Raw genomic sequence first — 25,701 nt, 5'->3', positions numbered from 1 at the left:
AGTAAGTAAAGTGCGGGGATGCGGGAAAGGGACGCGGATCACAAATTCCGCGTCAGTCAGTTCTTAAAAAAGATTCACAGCGCGCTGAGCTGACGTGCGATGCGGATCAGTTCCTGCGATAAAGTTTCCTGCGACACAGTGTCTGTACCCGGTCTGGCGGTTGTGTGGCGTTCAACCAAAGAAGTGGGCAGTAACAATGAGGACTGCGGGTGATCGCCATGCGTATGCAGATGCTCTACCAGCCGGTTAATGCTCTCGTGACCGAGCAGGCGGAAATCCTGTTTGATGGTGGTCAGCGGCGGGAAGAAAAATGCGCTGTCTTCAGTATCGTCATAGCCCATCACCGAGATTTGCTCCGGCACCCGCAGGCCAAACTCATGGACAGCGCGCAGTACGCCCAGCGCCATCTGATCATTGGCGACCAGAATCGCCGTAGGGCGTGCGGGCTGATTGAGCAACAATAACGCCTGCTGGTAACCCGAAGCCGCGCTCCAGTCGCCATGCTGAACCGTGCACGGCGTAATATCGTGCAATGCCAGCGTATTCAGCCAGCCTTCATAACGTAAGCGTGCAGATATGGATTCGAGCGGGCCGGTCAGTACGGCGATCTGCTGATGTCCGAGCGCCAGCAGATGTTCGACGCCCTGCTCTGCCCCGCAGTGAGGATCGAACAGAATTTTAAACACATCGGCCTGCGGATCGACATCCAGAAACAGCGCCGGTAAATTGCCACAAAGCTGTGCGATCGCGTCTGCGTCCTCATTCGACAGCGGCACGTTAATCAGTACGCCATCGACACGCTGTGACATCAGTTCATTCACCGCAGTACGACACGCGGCAAGGCTCAGGTTATCAATCATCGATATCACGACGTTGAAACCTAGCTGGTTTGCGCGGGTTTTCATTGCCGACGCGATTTGCGACGGGGCATGTAGCGCCAGCTCGGTGGTCGCCAGCCCAAGGGTGTAACTTTGTTTGCCCGCCAGTTGCTGGGCGACACGGTTCGGGACGTAATTCAGCGCAGCCATTGCCTGTTCGACTTTGTTGCGCGTTCTGACCGAGACGTGTGCAGCCTGATTCAGGACGCGCGAAACGGTCTGATAAGACACACCGGCGTGGCGCGCGACATCATCGAGGGTGACAGATTTTGGCTTCATGGCTCTCTCTTCGGGGATTCTGGCGAAACACGGATAACAGGCTATTGTGGCCGGAAAGCAGGCAATAAAAAAGGGGCCGAAGCCCCTTTGACGATTATCCTCACATTCCGGTGGTCAAGCACCGGAAGCGTAAGAATTACAGTACGTCGATTGCGTTCAGTTCTTTGAATGCCAGTTCCAGGCGAGTCACCATGGAAGACTGTGCAGAACGCAGCCATACGCGCGGGTCATAGAATTTCTTGTTAGGTTTGTCCGCGCCTTCCGGGTTACCCAACTGACCTTGCAGGTAAGCTTCGTTTTTCTTGTAGAACTGCAGGATACCGTCCCAGTTAGCCCACTGAGTATCGGTATCGATGTTCATTTTGATAACACCGTAACCTACAGATTCTTTGATTTCTGCTGCAGTAGAACCGGAACCGCCGTGGAATACGAAGTTCAGGCTGTTGTGTGGCAGGTTATGTTTCTTGCACACGTATTCCTGAGAATCACGCAGGATCGTTGGAGTCAGTTTAACGTTACCTGGTTTGTAAACACCGTGTACGTTACCGAATGACGCAGCGATAGTGAAACGCGGGCTGATGGCGTTCAGTTTTTCGTATGCGTAATCAACGTCTTGTGGTTGAGTGTACAGTGCAGATGCGTCCATATGGCTGTTGTCTACGCCATCTTCTTCACCACCGGTACAACCCAGTTCGATTTCCAGAGTCATGTCGATTTTTGCCATGCGAGCTAAGTACTTGCTGCAAATTTCGATGTTTTCTTCCAGAGACTCTTCAGACAGGTCGATCATGTGAGAAGAGAACAGTGGTTTACCGGTTTTCGCGTAGTGAGCTTCACCCGCATCCAGCAGTCCGTCGATCCATGGCAGCAGTTTTTTCGCGCAGTGGTCGGTGTGCAGGATAACTGGCACGCCGTAATGTTCTGCCATCTGATGCACGTGGTGTGCGCCAGAGATTGCACCCAGGATTGCCGCGCCTTGTGGCACGTCAGTTTTCAGGCCTTTACCGGCGATGAACGCAGCGCCACCGTTAGAGAACTGGACGATAACCGGTGAACGGACTTTCGCAGCAGCTTCGAGAACGGCGTTGATAGAGTCGGTGCCTACGCAGTTAACCGCTGGCAGAGCAAATTTGTTTTCTTTAGCAATAGCGAAAACTTTCTGTACATCATCACCAGTGATAACGCCTGGTTTTACGAAATCAAAAATTTTAGACATAGTTCTTTGTCCTGTATTCGTCGGCCGTAGATGGATTGAATCGGTTTGCTATGTCGCGCGGGCTCCACTGTGCAGCCCCCCGCGCGGCAAAGAAGAACGGACAGCATTATGCTCCCCGTTCAGGGTTCATTACTTCTTAGCACGCTCTTCCAGCATCACAACCGCTGGCAGTGCTTTCCCTTCAACGAATTCCAGGAATGCGCCACCGCCAGTGGAGATATAGGAAATTTTGTCAGCGATACCGAACAAATCGATAGCTGCCAGTGTGTCGCCGCCGCCTGCGATAGAGAATGCATCGCTGTCAGCAATAGCCTGCGCCACAATTTCGGTCCCTTTACGGAAGTTAGGGAACTCGAACACGCCTACAGGACCATTCCACAGAATGGTTTTAGCGTTTTTAATGATCTCAGCCAGACGGTATGCAGACTCATCGCCCATGTCGAGAATTTGTTCGTCATCTTTGATGTCTTTAACAGACTTCACCGTTGCAACGGCTGTTTCAGAGAACTCAGTCGCCACGCGAACATCGGTAGGAACAGGAATGTCGCAGGTTTCCAGCAATTTGCTTGCGGTACCGACCAGGTCTGCTTCGTACAGGGATTTACCGACGTTGTTGCCTTGAGCAGCCACGAAGGTGTTCGCGATACCACCGCCAACGATCAGCTGGTCAGCGATTTTAGACAGGGAATCCAGAACGGTCAGTTTGGTAGAAACTTTAGAACCACCAACGATAGCCACCATCGGACGTGCCGGGTTACCCAGCGCTTTACCCAGTGCTTCCAGCTCTGCAGACAGCAGCGGACCGGCACAGGCGATCGGAGCAAATTTGCCCACGCCGTGAGTAGAAGCTTGCGCGCGGTGCGCGGTACCAAATGCGTCCATCACATAGATGTCACACAGGGCAGCATATTTTTTGGACAGGGCTTCGTCGTCTTTCTTTTCGCCTTTGTTAAAGCGAACGTTTTCCAGAACCACCAGCTCACCTTCGGCAACTTCAACACCATCAAGGTAATCTTTCGCCAGACGTACTGGGGATTTCAGATGCTCTTTGAGGTAATTAACAACCGGCAGCAGAGAAAACTCTTCGTTATATTCGCCTTCAGTCGGACGACCCAGATGCGAGGTAACCATCACGCGTGCGCCTTGTTTCAGGGCAATTTCGATGGTTGGTAAAGAAGCGCGGATACGTGCATCTGACGTTACTTTGCCATCTTTAACTGGCACGTTCAGATCGGCACGGATTAGTACGCGTTTACCCGCTAAATCCAGATCGCTCATCTTAATAACAGACATGGTGAATCCTCTCGTTGATTCTCTTTAAAGTTGCTTGAAGGCCGTTTCGGTCGGGAGACCGGAACAGCCGTACTAGAAACCGCTAGCGGACATTGCCAATGTTGTATCCAACATTCGGTTGGCAAAACCCCACTCGTTATCGCACCAGACCAGTGTCTTAATCAGGTGCTGTCCACTTACCCGCGTCTGCGTTCCATCTACGATGGCGCTATGGGGATCATGGTTAAAATCTGTCGAGACTAATGGTAGTTCGGTATAGTCAACAATACCACGAAAAGCACCTGTTGCAGCCTTTTGCAGCAACTGGTTAACCTCGCCTACCGTCACAGAACCCTCGACAAATACACTCAGATCAATGGCTGTGACATTGATTGTCGGCACACGCACCGAGATCGCTTCAAAGCGATCGCAGAATTTGGGCATGATGCGTGTGATCCCTGCGGCCAGCTTGGTATCGACCGGGATAATGGACTGGCTGGCGGCGCGCGTACGGCGTAAATCCGCATGGTACGCATCGATAACCGGTTGGTCATTCATTGAGGAATGGATGGTCGTTACCGTGCCGGACTCAATGCCAAAAGCATCGTCGAGCAGTTTGATCACAGGGATAATACAGTTGGTGGTGCAGGACGCATTGGACACAATGCGGTGCTGACGTTCGAGCAACTGGTGGTTCACACCGTAAACCACCGTGGCGTCAAGATCATGAGCGCCCGGATGCGCGAACAGAATTTTTTTGGCGCCGGCCGCAAGCTGGGCTTCACCGTCTGCACGGCTGCCATAAACGCCAGTGCAATCAAGCACGACGTCAATGCTCAGTTCGCCCCACGGCAACTGGCTGGCATCAGACTGATGAAGTAAACGGATGGAGTCATCGCCGACGTAAAGGTTTTCACCTTCCTGGCGGACATCCCAGGCAAAGCGCCCGTGGCTGGAGTCGTATTTAAGCAGATGTGCCATGCCTTCAGGGCTGGCGATTTCATTGATGGCAATGACGGAGATTTCCGCCCGACGCCCGGATTCGTATAACGCGCGCAATACGCTACGGCCAATGCGACCAAAGCCATTAATTGCAATACGTATTGGCATACATCTCCCTGTTACACGGTTGTTACTCAATATCAGTAACACCTATAGTAATGCAGCGTGCGTTTACGGTGAATCACCATCATCATCTGTCCGCACAATGCATGCGGCAGAAAAGTTTCAGTTTCAGGCACGATAACAACCTGGTGACGATGTTAAGCTCAAATAGCCGGACTGAAACGGTTCAGCTGAGAATAAACCAAACGATGAATAAAAGGAATAATTCGTAGAACAACCCCGCATTAATCGCGCCGATCGCTGAAAAAAACACCAGTCAATTCTGTGTATTCACAGTGATTTTACTTTTTCGTCACCTTTTCGACAGTGATTTTTCGCAAAAAATGACCGAATGAAACATTTTCAGAATGCAGGCAGTGTAACCGAGTCCGCGTCAGAAGGGTTTGACCTGCGTCATTTCGTACGAAACTGAGAACCGGCGCATGAAAATGCAGGCGAAAAAAAAAGCACCCGAAGGTGCTTTTAAGCAGTTTTAAGAAAGCGGGATTACTTCAGTAACGCTTGTGCCTGAGCAACAACGTTATCAACAGTGAAACCGAATTCTTTGAACAACAGTTCTGCTGGCGCAGATTCGCCGAAGCTGTGCATTCCGACGATAGCACCATTCAGGCCAACGTATTTGAACCAGTAATCAGCAATACCGGCTTCAACCGCAACGCGCGCAGAAACGGCTTTCGGCAGGACAGATTCACGGTAAGCCGCGTCCTGTTTGTCGAAGGCATCCGTAGACGGCATAGAAACCACGCGCACTTTGGTGCCCGCAGCAGCCAGTTTGTCTGCCGCTTCTACCGTGATACCGACTTCAGAACCGGTCGCGATCAGGATCACTTCTGGCGTACCGTCACAATCTTTCAGCACGTAACCCCCGCGCGCCACGTTGGCCAGCTGTTCAGCGGTACGTGGTTGCTGGGTCAGATTTTGACGGGAGAAGATCAGGGTAACCGGGCCGTCATTACGCTCGATGGCGTATTTCCATGCCACGGCAGATTCAACCTGATCCGCAGGACGCCAGGTGCTCATGTTTGGCGTAACGCGCAGGCTGGCGATTTGCTCAACCGGCTGGTGCGTCGGGCCATCTTCACCCAGACCGATGGAGTCATGGGTGTACACGAACACGTTGCGGATCTTCATCAGTGCGGCCATACGCACGGCGTTACGCGCATATTCCACGAACATCAGGAAAGTCGCAGAGTACGGCAGGAAACCGCCGTGCAGCGCGATACCGTTGGTGATCGCGGTCATACCGAATTCACGTACGCCATAATGGATGTAGTTACCTGCCTGATCGTCGCCGATAGACTTCGAACCAGACCACATGGTCAGGTTGCTTGGTGCCAGGTCAGCAGAGCCGCCCAGGAATTCAGGCAACACTTTACCGAAAGCTTCCAGCGCATTCTGGGAGGCTTTACGGCTGGCGATGTTCGCAGGATTAGCCTGCAATTGTTCGATGAATTTCTGTGCTTCGGTTTCCCAGTTTGCTGGCAGCTCGCCGTTCACACGACGTTTGAACTCTTTTGCCAGTTCAGGGTGCGCTTTAGCGTAAGCGTCAAACTTGTCGTTCCACGCCGCTTCTTTGGCTTTACCGGCTTCTTTCGCGTCCCACTGCGCATAGATATCTTGCGGGATTTCAAACGCAGCGTATTTCCAGCCCAGTGCTTCGCGGGTAGCGGCCACTTCGGCTGCGCCCAGTGCGGCACCGTGTACATCGTGAGTACCGGCCTTGTTCGGCGAACCGAAACCGATCACGGTTTTACACATCAGCAGGGAAGGCTTGTCGGTAACTTTGTGCGCTTCTTCAATAGCCGCTTTGATAGAGTCAGGATTGTGACCATCAACACCACGTACAACATGCCAGCCGTAAGCTTCGAAACGTGCCGCAGTGTCATCGGTGAACCAGCCTTCTACGTGGCCGTCGATGGAGATACCGTTGTCATCATAAAACGCGGTCAGTTTGCCAAGTTTCATGGTACCGGCCAGAGAACACACTTCGTGAGAAATGCCTTCCATCATGCAGCCGTCGCCCAGGAATGCATAAGTCTGGTGATCGACAATGTCATGGCCTGGTTTGTTGAACTGCGCAGCCAGCGTACGTTCTGCGATAGCAAAACCGACGGCGTTCGCGATGCCCTGACCCAGCGGGCCAGTAGTGGTTTCAACGCCAGGCGTATAACCGTATTCCGGGTGGCCCGGGGTTTTCGAGTGCAGCTGACGGAAGTTAGCCAGTTCGCTCATCGGCAGATCATAGCCAGTGAGGTGCAGCAGGCTATAAATCAGCATAGAACCATGACCATTGGACAGCACGAAGCGGTCACGGTCAGCCCAGTGCGGGTTAGTCGGGTTGTGATTCAGGTAATCGCGCCACAGCACTTCGGCAATGTCTGCCATGCCCATAGGGGCGCCAGGGTGGCCGGAATTCGCTTTCTGCACGGCATCCATACTAAGTGCGCGAATAGCGTTCGCAAGCTCTTTACGAGAGGACATGTTCTACTCCAGGTCGGATTAAAAAAGCAGTCAAGAAAGTCATTTTCTCAGACTCGGCATTAAAACGGCAATCTCTAATCACTCTCGTGATTAAGTTCACAAAATCCGCTTTTAAATCAGGGCGTTTTTTCGGACTTACACTATAGATCGTGCACTGCGAAAAACCTACCTTAACGCTATCCTTACAACCAGAGCCTTTTTCAGGCTACATTTTCTGTTTTGTTAACTTTTTCTGGGAACACAAATTGATGAAATCTCACCCTCTTCTGTTAAGCCTTTTTACCGCGTCACTGGTCAGCGGTTGTGCGACCGTCAATACCGACACTTTAATGCAGTCCGGCGCGCAGGCTTATCAGGCGTATACCCTGAGCGATGCCGACGTCAAAACACTGAGCGTGCAGTCTTGTGAAGAAATGGATAAAAAGGCGCAGATAGCACCCGACAGCAGCGAATACGCACAGCGCCTGAAAAAAATCTCCGCAGCACTGGGCGATAACATTAACGGCACGCCCGCCAACTATAAGGTTTACCTGACCAAAGACGTCAATGCCTGGGCAATGGCCAACGGCTGTATCCGCGTTTACAGCGGCCTGATGGACATAATGAACGACAATGAAGTGGAAGGCGTGCTCGGCCATGAAATGGGCCACGTCGCACTCGGCCATACCCGTAAAGCCATGCAGGTCGCCTACAGCGCCACGGCGGCACGTTCCGCGATTTCGTCACTCGGCGGCGTCAGCGCAACATTGTCACAATCGCAACTGGCGGATCTGGGCGAGAAATACGTCAATGCGCAGTTCTCGCAGAAACAGGAATCCGAAGCGGATGATTACTCGTTTGATTTGCTGAAAAAACGCGGTATCGACCCGACAGGTCTGGCAACCAGTTTTGAGAAACTGGCAAAACTGGATCAGGGCAGCAGCATCGGCTGGTTTGATGATCACCCGTCTTCAGAAGCACGTGCTAAACATATTCGCGAGCGTATTGCTGCCGGGAAATAATAAAGAGATGCATAAGAAGTCATCCTGCGGTTCGTCACTAAAAGCGTCGGGCCTCTGACTTTTAATTTCCGTGTTAATCATCCAGGCACCTTCGGGTGCCTTAATATTTTTCCTTTCTGCCTCCCCTCCTCTTCAGCATGTCATTACACCTGTACGTTATGCAAGCAAACAAAACCTGATTACCTTATCCACTTTCAATAGCACAATTTGTTTATCATTTTCACGGATTTTAAAACTAAATCCATCATATATTTTGATATATATTTCCATGCACTTTTCCATTTCAATTAGAAAAATCGATCCTTAAGATCTCTTTATCTGATAATTAATAACTTCCCTCATAATAAAATTCAATACTTAAAAAATAATTATAGGATTAATTACACACCCCGCAATGAAATATTTAGTTACATCCATATTGCAGTGTGTACAACTTGATATAAACAACAACGTAATTATAACCCCCCCCTTAGTAAGTCTTTGAAAAAAGCTTATTTAGCCCACTAATACTTTCACCTTACTATTTGGTTATTTTCATAATGAAAAGGACATTTCATGAAAAAAATTAAGACGCTCTTCCCTTTATCCGTCTTTTGTCTGGCATTCGGCAGCTTATCTGCCCAGGCAACGGATTTGGGATTAATTACCTTTGATGGTGCGGTCTCTGACACGACCTGTGAAATCACCACTAACAACGGTATTGCAGCGAATAATGTCACTATCTCAATGCCTGTGGTGACGAAAGCGGCAGTGGATGTCACCACTCGCGCTGCTGGCGGTGTCGGTGCCAAAGAGTTCGAGTTAATGCTGAATGATTGCGCCGAATCAGTGAAGAAAGCCTCCGTCAGCTTCTCTTCACAGCAATTTGCTGAATTATCCAGCGGTACGCTGAAACCTGACTCTACCGTCTCTGGTAGTGCGCAAAACGTCAGTATTGCGCTTTACAACAACACAGCAACCAACGTTAGCCAGGTTCTGATCGGCGACCCGACTGATGTGGCACAAAGCGTGGCTCTGGTCGAAGGTCGTGGTGTGTTTGCCTATAAAGCAGCCTATGTACCCAGTGCTGACTGGTCTGCAACAAATAGTGTTCAGGCGGGTAAAGTAAATACTAACGTCACCTTTACTATGAACTACGAATAATATTCAACGTTAATTAATGATTAAGCGTACCCGATGAACAAACAGGTGCGCTTTTATTATAAAATTTAATAGAGGGAAATATGAATTTTATACCGACACCAAAAATCATTTCATTCTGCCTTGCCGTTCTGGGGTTTATTGCTTGTGATGTCTGTGCAGATGTTGTCATTTCTGGCACCCGGATTATTTATCCGGCTCAGGCGAAAGAGATTACGGTGAAACTGGATAACCGCGGAGAAAAAGCCTTGCTGGTTCAATCCTGGCTGGATGATGGCCGCGAGGATGTGAATCCGCAGGAGATGAAAATTCCTTTCCTTGTGACCCCCCCTATTTCACGAATGAACGCCAAACAAGGCCAGACAGTGAAAATTTCCAGCTTTGGGGGCGAATTGCCCAAAGATAAAGAAACTGTATTTTGGTTTAACGTTCTTGAAGTTCCTCCTAAAGCCCAAAATAGTACCGATGAAAATTTGCTTCAGTTGGCTTTTCGTACCCGCATAAAGTTGTTTTATCGTCCTGAGGGGCTGAAGGGTTCCGCTTCTGAAGCAGCGACGGCATTGACATGGAAAATAGTGAAAAACGGTCAACAGGTTTTTGCAGAAGTGAAAAATGCTACCCCTTACTTCGTCACTGTGAACGAAGCTTTTCTGAATGCGAATGGCCGCAAGTACGAACTGGAGACAAAAATGATCGCCCCCGATTCCACTCAGTTGATGAAAGTCGACGGGCTGACGACGACGGTAAACGCAGGGAAGATAAATTATACCGCAATTAATGATTATGGCGGAAATATGAAATACGAAGTATCCCTTTAAATAAAACCCTGACGCCATCTGATTCATAAAAAAAGCAATATTATGAAAAAAAATAAAATCACAACGGGTTTATTACTGCTTCCTTTGACTATAGGCGTCAGCGCTGTGTGGTCACCCAGGTCCGTGGCGGAAACTGCGGTTACTAATGATAAATCCGATGATCAAGTTGGAGACGATGATGAAAATGTAGAGTTTGATAGTCAGTTTCTCTACAGCACAGCAAACAGTGAAAAAATAGACACCCGCCGTTTTAGCAAGGGAAATCCTGTTGTGCCAGGCGTTTACAGCGTCGGTATTTTTATTAACGGTTCATTAAAACTAAATTCTAAAGTCAATTTCGTTGATAACGGGACGAATATTGCCAGCCCGTGTCTCACGCAAAAATTGCTTGAGCAGTTAGATATCCTCATCGATATCGATAAAGAAGATACTGCAGATATTTCGCCGGAAGGCGGGGAAACCACGTGCATTAATCTGACCGAAAAACTCAGTCATTCAAAGGTCAAATTCAATTCATCGGAACAACGCCTGGATATTACTATTCCGCAGATTTATCTCGCAAAACGTCCTTCTGGTTATGTCAATCCGGCTCTGTGGGAAGAAGGCATTCCAGCGTTCATGCTGTCTTACGACATGAATGCCTACCGTTCAAGCGCTGACGGAGATTCTCGCGACAGCGCCTATGCAGGGCTGAATTATGGCGCGAACTTATCTGGCTGGCGTTTTCGTGCCAGAGGTTCAACCAACTGGGATCAGGAAAATGGCCTGTCCTATACCAGTCAGGATGCTTATGTTCAGCACGATATCACCGGATTAAAAGCCCAGTTCGTTTTGGGTGATACTTACACTCAGGGCGATGCCTTTGATTCCATCAATCTGAGAGGATTCAGGGTGTTCAGTGACAGCCGCATGCAACCGGGTTCATCTAACAACTATGCGCCAGTGATCCGCGGCACCGCAAACAGTAATGCGAAAGTGACTGTCCGCCAGAGCGGTACGGTGATTTATGAAACCACCGTACCGCCGGGACCTTTTGCTCTTGATGACATTAACCCAACGGGTTATGGCAACAGTATAGACGTGACAGTAGAAGAATCAGATGGCACCCGGCGTTCTTTCTCAGTGCCCTTCTCCTCGGTCACACAGATGTTACGCCCCGGTAATAGCCGCTGGGATGTAGGCTTCGGCAAACTCAATGAGAGTTCATCCAGCAACTCCCCCGAGGTGGCGGTGCTGACTGGCTATTATGGGATCAATAATACCTTCACCGGCTATGCCGGTGCTGAAGCGATGTCATCGGACTACCTTGCCCTGCTGACAGGGGTTGCGATGAATACCCCGGCGGGTGCATTTGCCTTCGACATTACCCACTCCCGTGCCGATATCGACGACGACCGGTCACTCGACGGTCAGAGCTATCGAATCTCTTACAATAAGCTGTTGACTGAAACCAATACGTCGCTGAATGTTGCGGCTTACCGATTTTCGACACAGGACTATCTGAGCTTACGCGATGCCGCTTCACTTCAGGATGAACTCAGCCGGGATCCAATGAATGAAGAGGAAACTTTTAACAATTACGACAGAATGAAAAACCAGATACAAATTAATGTTAACCAGCCTCTGGAATATCGTGAACAGAGTTATGGTTCTCTTTATATGACGGGCAGTTGGGAAACTTACTGGAATCAAAATAAGAAAACGTCTCAGTTTTCTCTCGGATATAACAATAGCTATCGTTGGGCAAACTATAGTATTTCCCTTCAGCGTGAGTATAACGAGAATGGCGACCAGGATAATCGACTGTATGTTAATCTGAGTATTCCTCTGGAAAACATTTTCACGCAGGGTAAACGTCCCGGTGGATTTACCAACCTAAATGCCGGCATAAGCACTGACTTTAAAGGCTCCTCGCAAATGGACATGAGTGCTGGCGGTTATAGCGAGGATAATCGCTACAACTACAGCGTTAATACGTCATCTTCACTCGCCGACTCAGAGAATTTAAATCAAATTGGCGGATACGGAAGCTATAACAGCGCTTACGGCCCCGTGAGTCTTTCCGCCTCTTTAACCGATGACGGAGGACGGCAGGCGTCTTTCGGCTCCAGCGGAGGCATGGTTATTCACGCTGACGGGATTACATTTTGCTCCCGGAAACATCAATGACTCCGATACGCTGGCACTGGTCAGCGCCAAAGGGGCGAAGGGCACAAAAATGAGTACGGGTGAAGGTCGGATTGACAGTAACGGATATGCAATCACACCTTATCTTTCACCCTATCAGGAAAATACGGTGGGTCTGGACATCAGCACACTGGAGGCAGACGTTAATATTGTTAATACCAGCACGATTACCTACCCGCGCAGTGGTTCAGTGGTATTAGTTAATTTCGAAACCGATGAAGGCCGCTCAGTTATTATGGAGTTGCAACGTTCCGATAACGGATTCATTCCTTTAGGTGCTGATGTTTTTAATGATAAAAACATCCTCGTGGGAAATATGGGCCAGGGCGGAATGGCTTTCATTCGCGGTATCGATGATAAAGGGACACTGCATGTTGTCTGGGGAAGTCAGTCTGACCAATCCTGTCAGATTAATTATTCCATCCCGGAAAACCCGGAAAAAGTGAACATGACAATCATGTTAAAAAACATCCTTTGCAAAATCACCCATTGATTTCCAGGTAAATAGAATAAACAGGAGAAAAAGAATGAGAAATGGATACAGAATATCATTCTCGATATTTTCAGCTTTATTTATCAATATAAACATGACACCGACTTTCGCACAAAATGTTAACGTTACTTTTAGCGCTAATATTATTGAAACGACGTGTGAAATGAGACTGGAAGGCGGTTCAGGAAATGGCATTAACAATACCATTCCTGTTGGTTCGGGTGGAAAGGTAGGGTTAGATAAAATTATTGCCGGTGATACTGCTGCTACGGCAACCTTCAAAATAAAAATTGTGGAATGCCCGGCGGGAGTCACATCGATTAAAACCACCATAAAGGGTACGCAGTCAAATTATGTTAACACACTGATTAGTAATGGAATTTCAGGTGAAGGGGCATCCTCCTTTTTGGGCGTTTCTATTGCACGGGCTTCGGCGTCAAACCAGCCTTTTGTGATTAACTCCACCAATGACAGCCAGCGGCTCAACTGGAGCAGCGCAGAAATCAATGCAAAAGAGGTCACCCTGATTTCACGCCTGCAAGAAACGCAATCAAATAAAGGAACAACGGGGAATTTCAGCGCCGTTGCCACCTTTAACTTTAACTATGAATAAAATAGAAAAAATCAGGTTATGAAAGATCTGCATGGAGAAGAATAACGTGAAACCCAATCAAATTTTACTGCTTACAGCAGCATTCATCATGACGTGTTCAGCACATGCCGTTGAGCTCACGCCGACTGAAAATTTAACCGCTACTTTTACTTCTACTATTGAAGCAGGGACTTGTGCTGCCCAGATTCAAGACTCATCAGGGACACCGACATCCGCCATTAACTTTAATGATGTCTATAAATCAGAACTGAAACAGAAAAGTAAAATTCAGCCTTTTAAACTGGTTTTCAGCGATTGCTCCGGCGTTAAATCCGCCGAGATCACCGCCAACCCAACAGCAGGAGCCTGCTCCGGTACCGGAGCCAGTGGTGATTCATTTGCCAACAATGGCGGCACTGCAGCGGCGACTGCGGTTGAACTCTGGCGGAATGCACCTGACAGCGGCACTCAGTTCAGTTGTGTCGACAGAGCCACACCGCAAACGGTCACACTCACCACTGCGGGCACAACCCTGAATATGAATGCCCGAATGGTGATTGCAGCAGGCAGTACACTATCAAATGTTACCCCAGGGAACTTTATTGCACCGATCACGTTTGTGATTATCTATCAATAAATCGCCGAGCAAAGACTAATGGAAGGAATATGATAAATCACCCGGTGAATATGAATAATACATTATTACGTTTGTTAACGGTATTAGCCGTGGGGTTTCCTTTCGTCACCAGTGCAGAAAGTGATCTCAACCTGAATATACAAGCTAATATTCTCGAGACGACCTGCCACTTAACCGTACAAAATGGCGGCGCCATTCATTTACCTACCGTCAGCGTCAATTATTTTGATGATCGCGGTTCCCCGCCTGCGCCAATATTACCCACCGATCAGCTGGGCGGTTATCCGTTCACTGTTAGCCTGAGCGAATGCACGGATGTGATAGAGAATGTTCATTTCAGTTTTGCCCCGCAATCAGGAAATTTCGCACCTGGCTCTAAACAGGTATTTATCAGCGAAACAGACGGTGCAGCAGATGGCGCCGATAACGTGGGCCTGGTGATATTTTCCCAGAAATACAACACCAATGTGCTGGAGGCAGACGGTTCTTCCGATGTGAATTTCCCGATAAACGCCGCAACACCCGTTGCTGAAATAACGGACTATCACTTCTACACACGTTATCAGAATACAGGCGCTGTCTCAGCAGGCCGGGTTACATCAAAAGTATTAGTGAGTGTTAGCTATGAATAATCATTTACCTTTTAATACAGTGTATATACGGTCGTCTCGTTTCATCCGCACATTCATTTTTACCGTTTTATTAGTACTAACGGGGGATTTAACCGTTAAACCGGCTGAGGCGGCAGAAGAATGTTATTTCAGGGACGCTCCCTACACCGCCACACTAAGCTTTTCCGGCCCTGTGGTTTCCCTGTTACCGCACGTGGCCAGGACGCAAATGATTACGGACTTAAATCAAAAAGCAACCACAACTAGGAATGCGCGTACCGATTGTCGCGCGGGCGATTCTGGTGAGATTTTATATGGGATCGCCGGCGCCATTCCTCAGGTTGACGATTACGCGGGGGCTTCCCCCAGTGCGGGGTTATATGCCACCAATATCCCGGGGATCCTTTATTCAGTTCAAATCAGAGGCACCGGGGCCAGTTACAGAATTCAAGCTTTTATGCCTTATTTTTACCTTGAAAATGAAAGCACGGCACAGTATACCTCCAATATGGAAAGCTCAATGGATGGGGGTCAGTGGTATGATTACTATATTGTGCTTTTTCAGACCCCCCAGTTCACCGGTATACCCGCAGGCGTAACCTCCATTCGACCGGCTTCGGCGGGTTATATTGGTGGATTCAGGGTGGGTAAGGAGGACTCTGACAACCATCATATTAGTCTGAATATGAGTACTTTCTCCTTCCCCGTGCAAACCCCAACCTGTACTGCGCTGGTCAGCAGTGCGGGCGGCGGTACTATCCCGCTGGGGGATTACAGTGCAGCAAAAGTCAATTCAGGGGCTACCAGCGTGATGAAATTCAGCCTGAATGCTTCCGGCTGTACGAATGTGAACATGTTTAAGACCCGGGTGACGACGAATATTGTCGCGCCGGGGAACAATATGTTGTTGGGTAATTCGGTGACGTCAAGTGCGGCAACCGGGGTAGGTGTGAAAATCACCACGGGTTCTGGCAGTCAGTTAAAACCTAACGACACCAATTCCGTTTACTCAGTGACTGATTTGAATATGCCCTCATCTAAACAATTACAATTCAACGCGCAACTGGTCGGCGATTCCAGGAGTATTTCGGTAGGACGCTTCTCTGCCACCGGTACTTTTGTTGTCAATTATGAATAGTAAAAAAATGGCGAAGGGGGACCCCTTCGCCATTTTATTGTGACGGTAATACGACGTATTATTTCAACGAATTATTCATCTTCTTCCAGATACGTATAACCGTATAATCCGGATTCAAACTCTTCAACAAACTGCGCCTGCAATTCCGCATCCAGATCAGTTTCTTTTACCTGATCGCGGAAACGGGCCAGCAACACATTCGGATCCAGCTGCACGTATTCCAGCATATCCGCCACGGTATCGCCTTCGTCGGACTGCTGCACTTCAATGCTGCCGTCAGGGAAGACAAAGACATCTACCGCTGCGGTATCGCCGAACAGGTTATGCATGTTGCCGAGAATTTCCTGATACGCACCGACCATAAAGAAGCCCAGCACCGGCGGATTCTCAGGGTCGTACGGCGGCATCGGCATGGTTGTGGCTACGCCGTCACCGTCGATGTAGTGATCAATAGTGCCGTCGGAATCACAGGTGATGTCCAGCAGCACAGCACGACCTACCGGTGGCTTATCCAGACCTTCCAGCGGCAGCACCGGGAACAACTGATCAATACCCCACGCATCCGGCATCGACTGGAACAGCGAGAAGTTGACGTACAGTTTGTCCGCCATACGTTCCTGCAATTCGTCAATGATCGGGCGGTGTGCACGGTTGCTCGGATCCAGCTGATCCTGAATTTTGTTGCAGATATTCAGGTAGATATCTTCCGCCCAGGCGCGCTGCGTCAGATCCAGAATACCGTGTGCGTATTGCGAATGGACATCATGCAAATCCATCTGGCTGTCGTGCAGCCATTCACGCAATGAGCGGCGGTTTTCCGGATCGTGCATTTCGTTCCAGGTATCCCACATGCTGCCCAGCGCGCGCGGTGCATCATCTTCAGGCGCAACCGGCTCTTTGAACTCGTTACGTTCAACACCAATCACATTGGAGACCAGCACGGTATGGTGCGCGGTCACGGCGCGGCCAGACTCGGTGATCACCGTCGGGTGTGGCAGGCCATGTTCGTTACAGGCATCGCCGATACCCCAGATGACGTTGTTAGCGTATTCATTCAGGCCATAGTTCACCGAGCAGTCAGACTGCGAACGGGTGCCTTCGTAATCCACGCCCAAACCACCACCCACATCGAAGCACTGAATGTTGACGCCCAGCTTGTGCAGTTCGACGTAGAAACGCGCAGACTCACGTACACCGGTCGAGATATCACGGATATTCGCCAGCTGTGAACCCAGATGGAAATGCAGCAGTTGCAGGCTTTCCAGACGCCCTGCTTCACGCAGCATTTCGACCAGTTGCAGAACCTGAGAGGCCGCCAGACCGAATTTGGATTTCTCGCCGCCGCTGGACTGCCATTTACCGGAGCCCTGCGAGGAAAGACGTGCACGCACACCCAGACGTGGGATCACGTTCAGACGTTCGGCTTCTTCCAGCACCAGTTTAATCTCAGTCATCTTCTCGATAACCAGATATACCTTGTGACCGAGCTTCTCACCGATCAGCGCCAGACGAATATATTCGCGGTCTTTGTAGCCGTTACACACGATCACGGAACGGGTCATCCCGGCGTGCGCCAGAACGGCCATCAGTTCAGCTTTCGAGCCGGCTTCCAGACCCAGCGGTTCACCGGATTCCACCAGCGATTCGATCACGCGGCGGTGCTGGTTAACCTTAATCGGATAAACCAGGAAGTAGTCACCCTCATAACCGAACGATTCACGCGCACGTTTGAACGCCGCGTTAATCGAACGCAGACGGTGCTGCAAAATTTGTGGGAAACAGAACAGTGCCGGCAGACGCTGACCGTCCTGCTCACGCATGTCTTTCACCAGTTGTGCCAGATCAACACGGGCAGAAGGCTCGTCAGGATCCGGGCAGACACTGATGTGGCCCAGTTCGTTGACGTCAAAATAGTTGTTACCCCAATAGGCAACGTTGTAAGTGCGCAGCATCTTGCTGGCATCACGATCGTTCACGGCAACCTCCTGCATGGAGCGCAAAGAAACAGTATCGCCCGCGTGTGACGGACGGTGGGACTGGATGTCATCAGACATAGGTAAATCCTCTTTCTATACTGACAACATGGCCAGCCACTATCGCAGTAACAACAGGTGAGAACAACCCGCAAGGCTGGCTTTCAGACAGGATAAAACCCTGCGAGCCACAGCCACGGGACTGTTTTCTACTCATATCATTGTAAAACACGTTTTTAGACTCCGTGTAACGAGTCGGGAGAAATCAGGAGCAAATGCCCCGGGAGATTGCAGGCTACATCAGTTATATGTCGGGAATGCGATGTTCACGCAGACCTGAGCTTACTGAGTAGCGTACCGATGTCGGTGACTGACCTGTCTGTAATCAGGCTGTCTGAAACATCGCAGAGATGACAGACGCTTTTCTGAATGAAGGTCTGAAAGAAGTGCTGCAGAACGCAATAAAGGCTGCAGGGGATGCTGTTGAAATGTTACAAACGGTAAAAAGTGGGTCATTAAACTAACCACCTCCACACGTGCCACGCATCACCCGCGGGCATTCGAGCTGAGAAAACAGTAATTACTGGAATACGCTGCTTCTGCAGGGCCTGCAGAAATGTGCATAGCGCGCGCCGTTTATACCGATAACACGCTGTAAATGCAAAATGAAAATGCAGTACAAATAGTTTCAGACCGTGAATATCACTGCAAACCCGCACAATAACACCCACTCCGTCACAAAAATGACTGGCATTCAGAACGCCTGCTATCCTAAAATAGCCATCCAGATGTTAATCCGTCCACACGCTTGGGTGGTTTAACGCGCAAACTGCTTCAAGGCTTTGCCTAATGGGGACATGCAGGACGCATTGCGACAATGGCGAGCTCTGCTCCTCATCTGCCAGTCTCCCCAGTGCTATGCAGTGATATCTAACCCGTCGTATGTAAGGTAAAGAACATAATGGCTAAACATCTCTTCACTTCCGAATCCGTTTCGGAAGGACATCCAGATAAAATCGCTGACCAGATTTCCGACGCGGTACTGGACGCAATTTTAGAGCAAGACCCAAAAGCACGTGTTGCATGTGAAACTTATGTCAAAACCGGCATGGTCCTGGTTGGCGGTGAAATCACCACCAGCGCATGGGTCGACGTTGAAGAAATCACACGTCAGACTGTTCGTGAAATTGGTTATATCCATTCCGACATGGGTTTCGATGCCAATTCCTGCGCAGTACTGAGCGCTATCGGTAAGCAATCTCCGGATATCAATCAGGGCGTTGACCGTACGGATCCGCTGGAACAAGGCGCGGGCGACCAGGGTCTGATGTTTGGTTATGCGACCAACGAAACCAGCGTACTGATGCCAGCACCTATTACTTATGCTCACCGTCTGGTGCAGCGTCAGGCTGAAGTGCGCAAATCAGGCACCCTGCCATGGCTGCGTCCGGATGCGAAAAGCCAGGTCACTTTCCAGTATGACGAAGGCAAAATCGTCGGTATCGATGCAGTGGTATTGTCTACTCAGCACTCTGAAGACATCTCGCTGAAAGATTTGCAGGAAGCGGTGATGGAAGAAATCATCAAACCTGTCCTGCCAGCAGAATGGCTGAACGCCGGTACCAAATACCACATTAACCCGACTGGCCGTTTCGTGATCGGTGGCCCGATGGGTGACTGCGGTCTGACCGGTCGTAAAATCATCGTGGATACCTACGGCGGCATGGCCCGTCACGGTGGCGGTGCGTTCTCTGGTAAAGATCCGTCTAAAGTTGACCGCTCAGCGGCCTACGCGGCACGTTATGTGGCGAAAAACATCGTGGCTGCCGGTCTGGCAGATCGTTGCGAAATCCAGGTGTCTTACGCTATCGGCGTGGCAGAACCGACTTCCATCATGGTGGAAACCTTCGGTACCGGTAAAGTCTCCAACGAACAACTGACCCTGCTGGTGCGCGAGTTCTTCGACCTGCGTCCGTACGGTTTGATCCAGATGATGGATCTGTTGCACCCTATCTATAAAGAAACCGCAGCCTACGGTCACTTTGGTCGCGAACATTTCCCTTGGGAAAAAACCGACAGAGCCGCTCAGTTGCGCGAAGCCGCGGGTTTATAAGAAACCCACGCGACATAAAACCTCTCAAACCCCGCCGCAAGCGGGGTTTTTTATTTCTCTGGTTTCCCTTTATTTTCTTTTTCCTTTCTTTTTCATCATTCTAATACCTAAACAGCTTACAACAACAGATAAACACAGTTGTTTTATCTGAATGATTTTTAAGGTTATTTTCTTAGATGCATTCTTATTTATTTTACTTAATACATTATGTAGATATGCGTAATATTTAAATTACCCCCTCTCTTTTTTTTAACATTGACGATAACTAACATAAAATACTGATTAAAAGCCCTTCATAATCAGTATGGTGAGCGTTTTTTCAAATGTTATATTTGTGTTGTCGAACATTTATACTTAAACAAATAACACAAATAGCTAATTTGCGTGCCATTGACCTGAACATTCATTGAATCTATTATTCACCCCATCGAAAGCGTTCAGACTAATATTTACTCAAAGGGAATTAACGAAATCTTCTTCAGGATAGCGACTTATTAAACATTGAGAAAATGACAATGCCATCAAATAAATTAAAATCATTAATAATGATTTTAGCGGCCTCCCCATTACTTTTATCAGCATCATCATTTGCAGGAATAAGCGTCTACCCTATTTCGGTTCCTATGCAGAAAAGCGGTGGCGCACAAATTAGCGTAACAACAAACTCCGCTACCACGGAATATGTAAAAACGACAGTAAAGAAAATAAATAACCCGGCAACGCCGCAGGAAAATGAAACAACAATAACTCAGTCATCTGGCAACGGTATTGTTGTGACACCGGAGAAATTCGGACTGGCACCCGGCACCACCCGAATTATACGTCTGATTAATATTCAGCAACCGCAAACAGAAGAAGCGTACCGCGTTTACTTTGAAGGTGTTCCGGGGCTGAATAATAACGGCGGGAAAAGTGACCAGAAGAATCAGACCAAACTCGGCATCAGCATGATCTGGGGCGTACTGGTTACCGTCCCGCCTGCCGCACCGCGGCTGGACTTCACGCTGAACCTGGAGAGTCGTGAGGTAAGCAACACCGGCAATATTCATCTTAAAATTAACAGTATCGGTTTATGTCCTCAGCAACTCACTGATGACGGATGTAAATGGAGTAAACCGATAAAAAATAGCATTTACCCTAATCAGCACGCAACGTTATCTCCGGCATTATTTAAAGGAAATAATTACCACGTGGTGAAAGTGAAATACTTCAACTGGACAGATAAAACCGTTGGCGTAAAAGAATTCAGCGCAAAATAGATCTCATTATTTTGCATAAAGAATAACTCTTGTTATAAACCCCGCATATCAATATGCATCTTCTAAATTAGGAATTAAAAATGAAATCAATTATCAAACCACTGCTGGTCACTGCAATCATGGGCTTCGCTATTAACGCTTCTGCTGTACAGAAAGATATTACTGTGACTGCAAACGTTGACGCCACTCTGGATATGACCACTGACACTGGCGAAGTATTACCTTCTACGATGGAAATGACTTATATGCCTGGCGTAGGTCTGGAACCTGTTACACAGATGACCAAGATCTATTCTAACGATGCTGAAAAAGATGTGAACATCAACCTGGCAGGTACCCCGCAATTAATGGATACCGTGGGTACCAACCCAAATATCCCACTGACTGTTAAATACGGCGAACTGACCCTGACTCAGGCTCAGCAGACCATGGCTGCAACTACCCTGTTCCCGAACGGCGATACCACTAACGGTTCCATCATTCAGCCTCTGAAAGTCAGCCAGACCACTCAGGCACCTGTTGCTTCCGGTAACTACAGCGGCGTTGTCAGCGTGGTACTGACTCAGGCAACTGAAACGCCATAAGCGTTCATTCCACCTGAATCACTCCTCATCGGCCTGTTAATCAGGCCGATTCTTTTCACCTCCCAGATTTTTGAATAAAGGAAAAATAATGAAACCTAACTTGAAAGTGTCGCTCTGCTTTCTGGCGATTCATTTTGCTTTATTCAGCAATCTTGCTTTAGCTGTCTCTGACGTTCCTCCGGGTTTCGAAGAGCTGGTCTCAGGTCAGAACGTCTGGCTGAACGTCAATCTGCTCGGCCAGTCTGCCGGCTTATTTGAAGCCAGCGTCACACTGGAAACCGTACAGTTTAAAGACCCGCAGGCGGTACTTACCGCACTGAATCTGCCGCTGAAAACAGGCACGCCGGATTACCAGAAAATGCTGGCGACCTTGTCTGCACCGCTTCCCCGCCATGGCAACCTGGCCTGTGGCAGCAATGCCGATGCCCGGGGCTGTGGTTATCTGGAAACCGACTCGCTGGCGTTGATTTACGATGAAAACAACAGCGCCGCCGACGTCTTTGTCAGCAAAGCACTGGTGCCTGATGCTGATAAAAAAGCCCTTTATTACACCCCGACCGCGCAGACTGAAAATGCCTTAATTCATCAGCAAACCCTGAACGTGGCAGCGCAGGATCAATACCAGAGTCTGTCACTACAAGGCTCCGGCGCACTGGGCGTGCTGACCAGCGGCTATGTGGGTTTCGACTGGTCGCTTGATTCTTACAAAAGTGACGACAGTGACAGCCAGACAGTATCTGTCGATGATCTCTATTTCCGCCAGAGCTTAGGTAAGCGTCACTACGTGCAGGCCGGACGCATGGACTCACGCGACCTTTCCAGCAACCTGGGCGGTAATATCAGTTTCTCGCTGTTACCGCTGAATGCGATCGATGGCGTCCGTGCCGGGAGTTCCCTGAGCTACCTGAATCTTGATGAAGCCAGCAAAGGTTCACCGCTGGTGGTACTGCTTTCCAGCAAATCCCGCGTCGATGCTTATCGCGGCAATCAGTTGCTCGGCACGTTTTATCTCAATAACGGTTCAAATACGCTGGATACCGGCAACTTCCCGAGCGGCAGTTATGCCGTCACCCTGCGAATTTATGAGAATAACCAGCTCGTGCGCACCGAAACCCAGCCGTTTACCAAAACGGGCGGGATCAGTGACGGGCATATGCAATGGTTTGTACAGGCCGGTGAAACGGCAGATAACAAAGTCGTCAGCTCAACAGATGACGAAGAAAATGACAGCACATCACGCAAACCGGTGATGCAAGCCGGTGCGCGTCTGCCGGTGTTTGCCGAGCTGACAGCGACGGCAGGTATTGCCAATACCGATAATGAAAATTATGGCGAAGCGGGCCTGCAATGGACACACGGTTTTAACGGCAAAGTGATCGACGGCGTGCTGGATATGCAGACCAGCGTGTTTAGCGGCACCGACGGTTCCAAAGGTAACGTTGAGCAAATCAGCTACAACGACGGTTTTTCCATGAGCGTCTATCGCAATGCCGCATACGGTAAAAGCTGCACCAGTGCCGATGTCGGGGAAAATGATTATGCGGATATTGGCTGCTACGAATCCGTTAACGCCACACTTTCCGTGCCGGTTAAGGGCTGGTCTGCCTCTCTGGGCTACACTTACAATAAAAATACCAGTCTCTCACCGGACTCTGCGACGTACGATCCTTCAAAACCTTTTGAAGACAACATGATCAACAATACCGAATCACAGAGCACATCCAAAACCTTGCAACTGAGCCTGAATAAAAGCTTCAACTGGAAACAGATGACGATCACCACGCGTTTTGGTGGCTACCGTCGTCAGAGCAGCAGTGACGGCGATAGTGACAAAGGTGTCTACGTCGGCTTCTCCCTGTCACGTAATACGCCAAAAGATGCGCAGCTTCGCAGCAGTAACACTTCATTCAGCACCGATTATCAGGGCAGCCAGAACGGCGATGCGCAGATGACGTATAACGCCAGTCAGAACTGGGACTGGGGCAGCAATAACGACCGCGAACTGGGTATTGATGTGGGCGGCACAGATACCGACAACGCTAACGCCTCGGTTCATGGCCGTCTCAATGGCCAGTATGGCGAAGGCGAACTGACCGTTTCCGACAGCTATGACAATGAGCAAAAAACCCATCAGGGCGCAGTGACCGGCAGCTACAGTTCTTCCGTTGCGGTATCTAAATCCGGCTTCTTCTGGGGGCCAGGCGGTACAGGCTCACCGGGTGCTGCGGTAGCCGTGAAGGTGAAAGGCAGTAATGAAGAAGAGGCGGATGCCGCAGATGACGCACTGATCGACGTTTCAGTTCAGGGCGGCGGCGCGGCCCACATGAAGCAGAACAGCAAAGCGTTATTCCCGGTGACCGGTTTTGAAGAAGGCAAGGTGTCCGTCGATGAAAGCCGTGATGTCAGTTCAGGTAGCCAGGCCAGCATTACACAGGGCGCAGGCAGCCAGAAATTGTTCCTCCTGCCGGGGAAAATGAAAGTACGCGAAGTGACGATGGAATCGCATTATACCTATGTCGGACAACTGGTTACCGCCACGGGCGAACCGTTAACCCAGGGCACCCTGCTCAATGCCAATGCCTTCAGCAGCTCAGAAGATGGCGGCTTTACCGCAGAAATGACTTCGTTAGCGAAGAACCTGTATCTGCGCAGTGGCAGTCAGAATTACCAGTGTGCAGTCACCGTGCAATCAAGCCGCGATGTCGTGCGTTATGTCGGTAAAACATTGTGTAAACCGGTTCAGCCCGCGGATTTGCCCGCTGCGATTCGAGAAAGAAAATGAAACATAAACAACTTCTGACTGCTTTATTTATTTCACTGAGCACCCTGTTAGTCACGTTGTCCGATGCTCAGGCTGACACGGTTGCTCCGTTGGATCACAGCATCAATACAGAACTGAACATCGCGAAGGGTACCGCATCAACGGTAAATATATGGTCGAGAGAAAGCGGCGGATACGACTCGACTAATTCCAGTCGCTGGGGCCTTAACTATTGGGCCTGCACGTCAAGCACCAGCGATGAAAATGGTAAATGCCCAACGGGTAAAGGCGGATATGCCGCCTATCTGCCGGTTTATCTTAAATTTACGGAAAAGCGCAGTGGCGCAACGCAGACTCTCGAATTGCAGGGAATACGCGAAGCCTACTGGTATAACGGAAATTGCGCGATGTATGGCGATCCTAAGCCCATGAATCAAAGCGCACAAAACTCCTGCAGCGGTGATTCAACAGATGGTGTTAACTTAACCCTGAAAATCCCTGCCACCGAACTCAATAAGTTACCGGTTGGCGGCATCTGGACTGCTCAGCTAAAAATCCTTCTGCATAACAGCAGCGGAACAGAGGTTTATCACTGGGATTCCAACATCACAGTCAATCTCACCGATACCAACAACCAGCAAATCTATTTACCCGAATTTGGCGAAGCCGCACCGCGTGTTGACCTTAACCTGCGTCCATTGCCCGGCACTAAAGGTAATCAAATGCAAATGAACGGCTCGGCTACTATAGATATGTGTTTGTACGATGGGTATGGCTCGAACAGCAGCAGTTTCACCATAAAATTTGACGATCAGCAGCAGGGGACAACCCAGCGCAATAACGGATACTTCTCTATTTATTCTGATCACGGCGACACTAATTTGGATTCAGGACGCATTGATTATTATGTGCGAATGCAGGCACCCGACGGCAAATACGTCAGCGTAATACGCGGTGATGATCTGGTGATTTCTGATATTCAGACCGCTCATATCCGGCCTGTACATCTGCCCGGGATCCCACAGGCAGTATTGTGTGTTCCTGCGCCACTGGAACTCAGCACCAAGACAATGGATATCAACAGTAAACAAGCCGGGAATTATACCGGACATCTGATTGTTAATTTTACACCGCAGCTTTAGG

The 25,701-nt window shown here is 49.3% G+C and carries 18 protein-coding genes and 1 pseudogene; 13 read left to right on the top strand and 6 right to left on the bottom strand.

Annotated elements, in window-relative coordinates:
- Positions 1 to 74 precede the first annotated feature (74 nt).
- From EX31_RS21420 to tkt, 5 genes are all read right to left on the bottom strand, one after another.
- Positions 75 to 1,157: a LacI family DNA-binding transcriptional regulator gene (locus EX31_RS21420; protein ID WP_037036665.1), complete on the bottom strand. Its 1,083-nt coding sequence runs from the start codon at positions 1,155 to 1,157 to the stop codon at positions 75 to 77.
- 136 nt (positions 1,158 to 1,293) lie between these two features.
- Positions 1,294 to 2,373 (bottom strand): class II fructose-bisphosphate aldolase, encoded by a 1,080-nt coding sequence (gene fbaA, locus EX31_RS21415; RefSeq protein WP_013576802.1) that lies wholly within the window; start codon positions 2,371 to 2,373, stop codon positions 1,294 to 1,296.
- A 129-nt stretch (positions 2,374 to 2,502) separates the two neighbouring features.
- Positions 2,503 to 3,666 carry a phosphoglycerate kinase gene (pgk, locus tag EX31_RS21410; RefSeq protein WP_013576803.1) on the bottom strand — a complete coding sequence of 388 codons (1,164 nt, stop codon included), beginning with the start codon at positions 3,664 to 3,666 and terminating at the stop codon, positions 2,503 to 2,505.
- A 72-nt stretch (positions 3,667 to 3,738) separates the two neighbouring features.
- Complete coding sequence (epd, locus tag EX31_RS21405; RefSeq protein WP_013576804.1) at positions 3,739 to 4,755, bottom strand: erythrose-4-phosphate dehydrogenase; 1,017 nt, start codon at positions 4,753 to 4,755, stop codon at positions 3,739 to 3,741.
- A 501-nt stretch (positions 4,756 to 5,256) separates the two neighbouring features.
- Positions 5,257 to 7,251 (bottom strand): transketolase, encoded by a 1,995-nt coding sequence (gene tkt, locus EX31_RS21400; RefSeq protein WP_013576805.1) that lies wholly within the window; start codon positions 7,249 to 7,251, stop codon positions 5,257 to 5,259.
- A gap of 248 nt (positions 7,252 to 7,499) precedes the next feature.
- Here tkt and EX31_RS21395 point away from each other — a divergent pair, with 248 nt between their 5' ends.
- From EX31_RS21395 to EX31_RS21360, 8 genes and pseudogenes are all read left to right on the top strand, one after another.
- Positions 7,500 to 8,252 (top strand): metalloprotease LoiP, encoded by a 753-nt coding sequence (locus EX31_RS21395; RefSeq protein WP_037036662.1) that lies wholly within the window; start codon positions 7,500 to 7,502, stop codon positions 8,250 to 8,252.
- Positions 8,253 to 8,807: 555 nt separating this feature from the next.
- Positions 8,808 to 9,395, top strand: a complete 588-nt coding sequence (locus EX31_RS21390) for a fimbrial protein (protein WP_037036661.1) — start codon at positions 8,808 to 8,810, stop codon at positions 9,393 to 9,395.
- An 80-nt stretch (positions 9,396 to 9,475) separates the two neighbouring features.
- Positions 9,476 to 10,210 (top strand): fimbrial chaperone, encoded by a 735-nt coding sequence (locus EX31_RS21385; protein WP_037036659.1) that lies wholly within the window; start codon positions 9,476 to 9,478, stop codon positions 10,208 to 10,210.
- Positions 10,211 to 10,252: 42 nt separating this feature from the next.
- A pseudogene (locus EX31_RS21380) lies at positions 10,253 to 12,890 on the top strand (outer membrane usher protein).
- A gap of 34 nt (positions 12,891 to 12,924) precedes the next feature.
- Positions 12,925 to 13,503 (top strand): fimbrial protein, encoded by a 579-nt coding sequence (locus EX31_RS21375; protein WP_037036658.1) that lies wholly within the window; start codon positions 12,925 to 12,927, stop codon positions 13,501 to 13,503.
- Positions 13,504 to 13,534: 31 nt separating this feature from the next.
- Entirely contained in the window at positions 13,535 to 14,119 is a 585-nt protein-coding gene (locus EX31_RS21370) for a fimbrial protein (RefSeq protein ID WP_037036655.1), read from the top strand.
- Positions 14,120 to 14,169: 50 nt separating this feature from the next.
- Positions 14,170 to 14,751 (top strand): fimbrial-like protein, encoded by a 582-nt coding sequence (locus tag EX31_RS21365; RefSeq protein ID WP_231576097.1) that lies wholly within the window; start codon positions 14,170 to 14,172, stop codon positions 14,749 to 14,751.
- Positions 14,744 to 15,868: a fimbrial protein gene (locus EX31_RS21360; protein ID WP_037036651.1), complete on the top strand. Its 1,125-nt coding sequence runs from the start codon at positions 14,744 to 14,746 to the stop codon at positions 15,866 to 15,868. Before EX31_RS21365 ends, EX31_RS21360 begins: the two co-directional genes overlap by 8 nt.
- 71 nt (positions 15,869 to 15,939) lie before the next feature.
- On the opposite strand, the gene speA is transcribed toward EX31_RS21360, so the two are convergent.
- The gene (speA, locus tag EX31_RS21355) at positions 15,940 to 17,922 is read right to left on the bottom strand and encodes a biosynthetic arginine decarboxylase (RefSeq protein ID WP_013576814.1); all 1,983 of its coding nucleotides are present in this window, start codon (positions 17,920 to 17,922) and stop codon (positions 15,940 to 15,942) included.
- An 880-nt stretch (positions 17,923 to 18,802) separates the two neighbouring features.
- Between speA and metK the strand changes: the two genes are divergently transcribed.
- The 5 genes from metK (at position 18,803) to EX31_RS21330 (ending at position 25,700) form a co-directional block, all read left to right on the top strand.
- Positions 18,803 to 19,954: a methionine adenosyltransferase gene (metK, locus tag EX31_RS21350; protein WP_037036650.1), complete on the top strand. Its 1,152-nt coding sequence runs from the start codon at positions 18,803 to 18,805 to the stop codon at positions 19,952 to 19,954.
- Positions 19,955 to 20,727: 773 nt separating this feature from the next.
- The gene (locus EX31_RS21345; RefSeq protein WP_325147971.1) at positions 20,728 to 21,213 is read left to right on the top strand and encodes a hypothetical protein; all 486 of its coding nucleotides are present in this window, start codon (positions 20,728 to 20,730) and stop codon (positions 21,211 to 21,213) included.
- Between the two features lie 80 nt (positions 21,214 to 21,293).
- Positions 21,294 to 21,797 carry a fimbrial protein gene (locus EX31_RS21340; RefSeq protein WP_013576817.1) on the top strand — a complete coding sequence of 168 codons (504 nt, stop codon included), beginning with the start codon at positions 21,294 to 21,296 and terminating at the stop codon, positions 21,795 to 21,797.
- 88 nt (positions 21,798 to 21,885) lie between these two features.
- Positions 21,886 to 24,579, top strand: coding sequence for a TcfC E-set like domain-containing protein (locus EX31_RS21335; RefSeq protein ID WP_037036647.1), 2,694 nt, complete (start codon positions 21,886 to 21,888; stop codon positions 24,577 to 24,579).
- On the top strand, positions 24,576 to 25,700 hold the full coding sequence (locus tag EX31_RS21330; protein WP_037036646.1) for a CfaE/CblD family pilus tip adhesin: 1,125 nt from the start codon (positions 24,576 to 24,578) through the stop codon (positions 25,698 to 25,700). The genes EX31_RS21335 and EX31_RS21330 overlap by 4 nt, the downstream gene beginning before the upstream one ends.
- Position 25,701 lies beyond the last annotated feature (1 nt).

The sequence above is a fragment of the Rahnella sp. WP5 genome (genome assembly GCF_000745615.1).
GTDB classification, from domain to species: Bacteria; Pseudomonadota; Gammaproteobacteria; order Enterobacterales; family Enterobacteriaceae; genus Rahnella; species Rahnella aceris.
Note: the sequence above shows the minus strand (reverse complement) of the source record. Positions and strands in the feature narration are given on the sequence as shown.

What these genes read in the sequence shown, in the direction of transcription:
- EX31_RS21360 (WP_037036651.1), top strand. Translation starts at nt 14,744, where the DNA reads ATGAATAATCATTTACCTTTTAATACAGTGTATATACGGTCGTCTCGT.
- pgk (WP_013576803.1), bottom strand. Translation starts at nt 3,666, where the DNA reads ATGTCTGTTATTAAGATGAGCGATCTGGATTTAGCGGGTAAACGCGTA.
- EX31_RS21395 (WP_037036662.1), top strand. Translation starts at nt 7,500, where the DNA reads ATGAAATCTCACCCTCTTCTGTTAAGCCTTTTTACCGCGTCACTGGTC.
- EX31_RS21375 (WP_037036658.1), top strand. Translation starts at nt 12,925, where the DNA reads ATGAGAAATGGATACAGAATATCATTCTCGATATTTTCAGCTTTATTT.
- EX31_RS21385 (WP_037036659.1), top strand. Translation starts at nt 9,476, where the DNA reads ATGAATTTTATACCGACACCAAAAATCATTTCATTCTGCCTTGCCGTT.
- speA (WP_013576814.1), bottom strand. Translation starts at nt 17,922, where the DNA reads ATGTCTGATGACATCCAGTCCCACCGTCCGTCACACGCGGGCGATACT.
- fbaA (WP_013576802.1), bottom strand. Translation starts at nt 2,373, where the DNA reads ATGTCTAAAATTTTTGATTTCGTAAAACCAGGCGTTATCACTGGTGAT.
- EX31_RS21365 (WP_231576097.1), top strand. Translation starts at nt 14,170, where the DNA reads ATGAATAATACATTATTACGTTTGTTAACGGTATTAGCCGTGGGGTTT.
- tkt (WP_013576805.1), bottom strand. Translation starts at nt 7,251, where the DNA reads ATGTCCTCTCGTAAAGAGCTTGCGAACGCTATTCGCGCACTTAGTATG.
- EX31_RS21335 (WP_037036647.1), top strand. Translation starts at nt 21,886, where the DNA reads ATGAAACCTAACTTGAAAGTGTCGCTCTGCTTTCTGGCGATTCATTTT.
- EX31_RS21330 (WP_037036646.1), top strand. Translation starts at nt 24,576, where the DNA reads ATGAAACATAAACAACTTCTGACTGCTTTATTTATTTCACTGAGCACC.
- EX31_RS21370 (WP_037036655.1), top strand. Translation starts at nt 13,535, where the DNA reads ATGGAGAAGAATAACGTGAAACCCAATCAAATTTTACTGCTTACAGCA.
- EX31_RS21340 (WP_013576817.1), top strand. Translation starts at nt 21,294, where the DNA reads ATGAAATCAATTATCAAACCACTGCTGGTCACTGCAATCATGGGCTTC.
- epd (WP_013576804.1), bottom strand. Translation starts at nt 4,755, where the DNA reads ATGCCAATACGTATTGCAATTAATGGCTTTGGTCGCATTGGCCGTAGC.
- metK (WP_037036650.1), top strand. Translation starts at nt 18,803, where the DNA reads ATGGCTAAACATCTCTTCACTTCCGAATCCGTTTCGGAAGGACATCCA.
- EX31_RS21390 (WP_037036661.1), top strand. Translation starts at nt 8,808, where the DNA reads ATGAAAAAAATTAAGACGCTCTTCCCTTTATCCGTCTTTTGTCTGGCA.
- EX31_RS21420 (WP_037036665.1), bottom strand. Translation starts at nt 1,157, where the DNA reads ATGAAGCCAAAATCTGTCACCCTCGATGATGTCGCGCGCCACGCCGGT.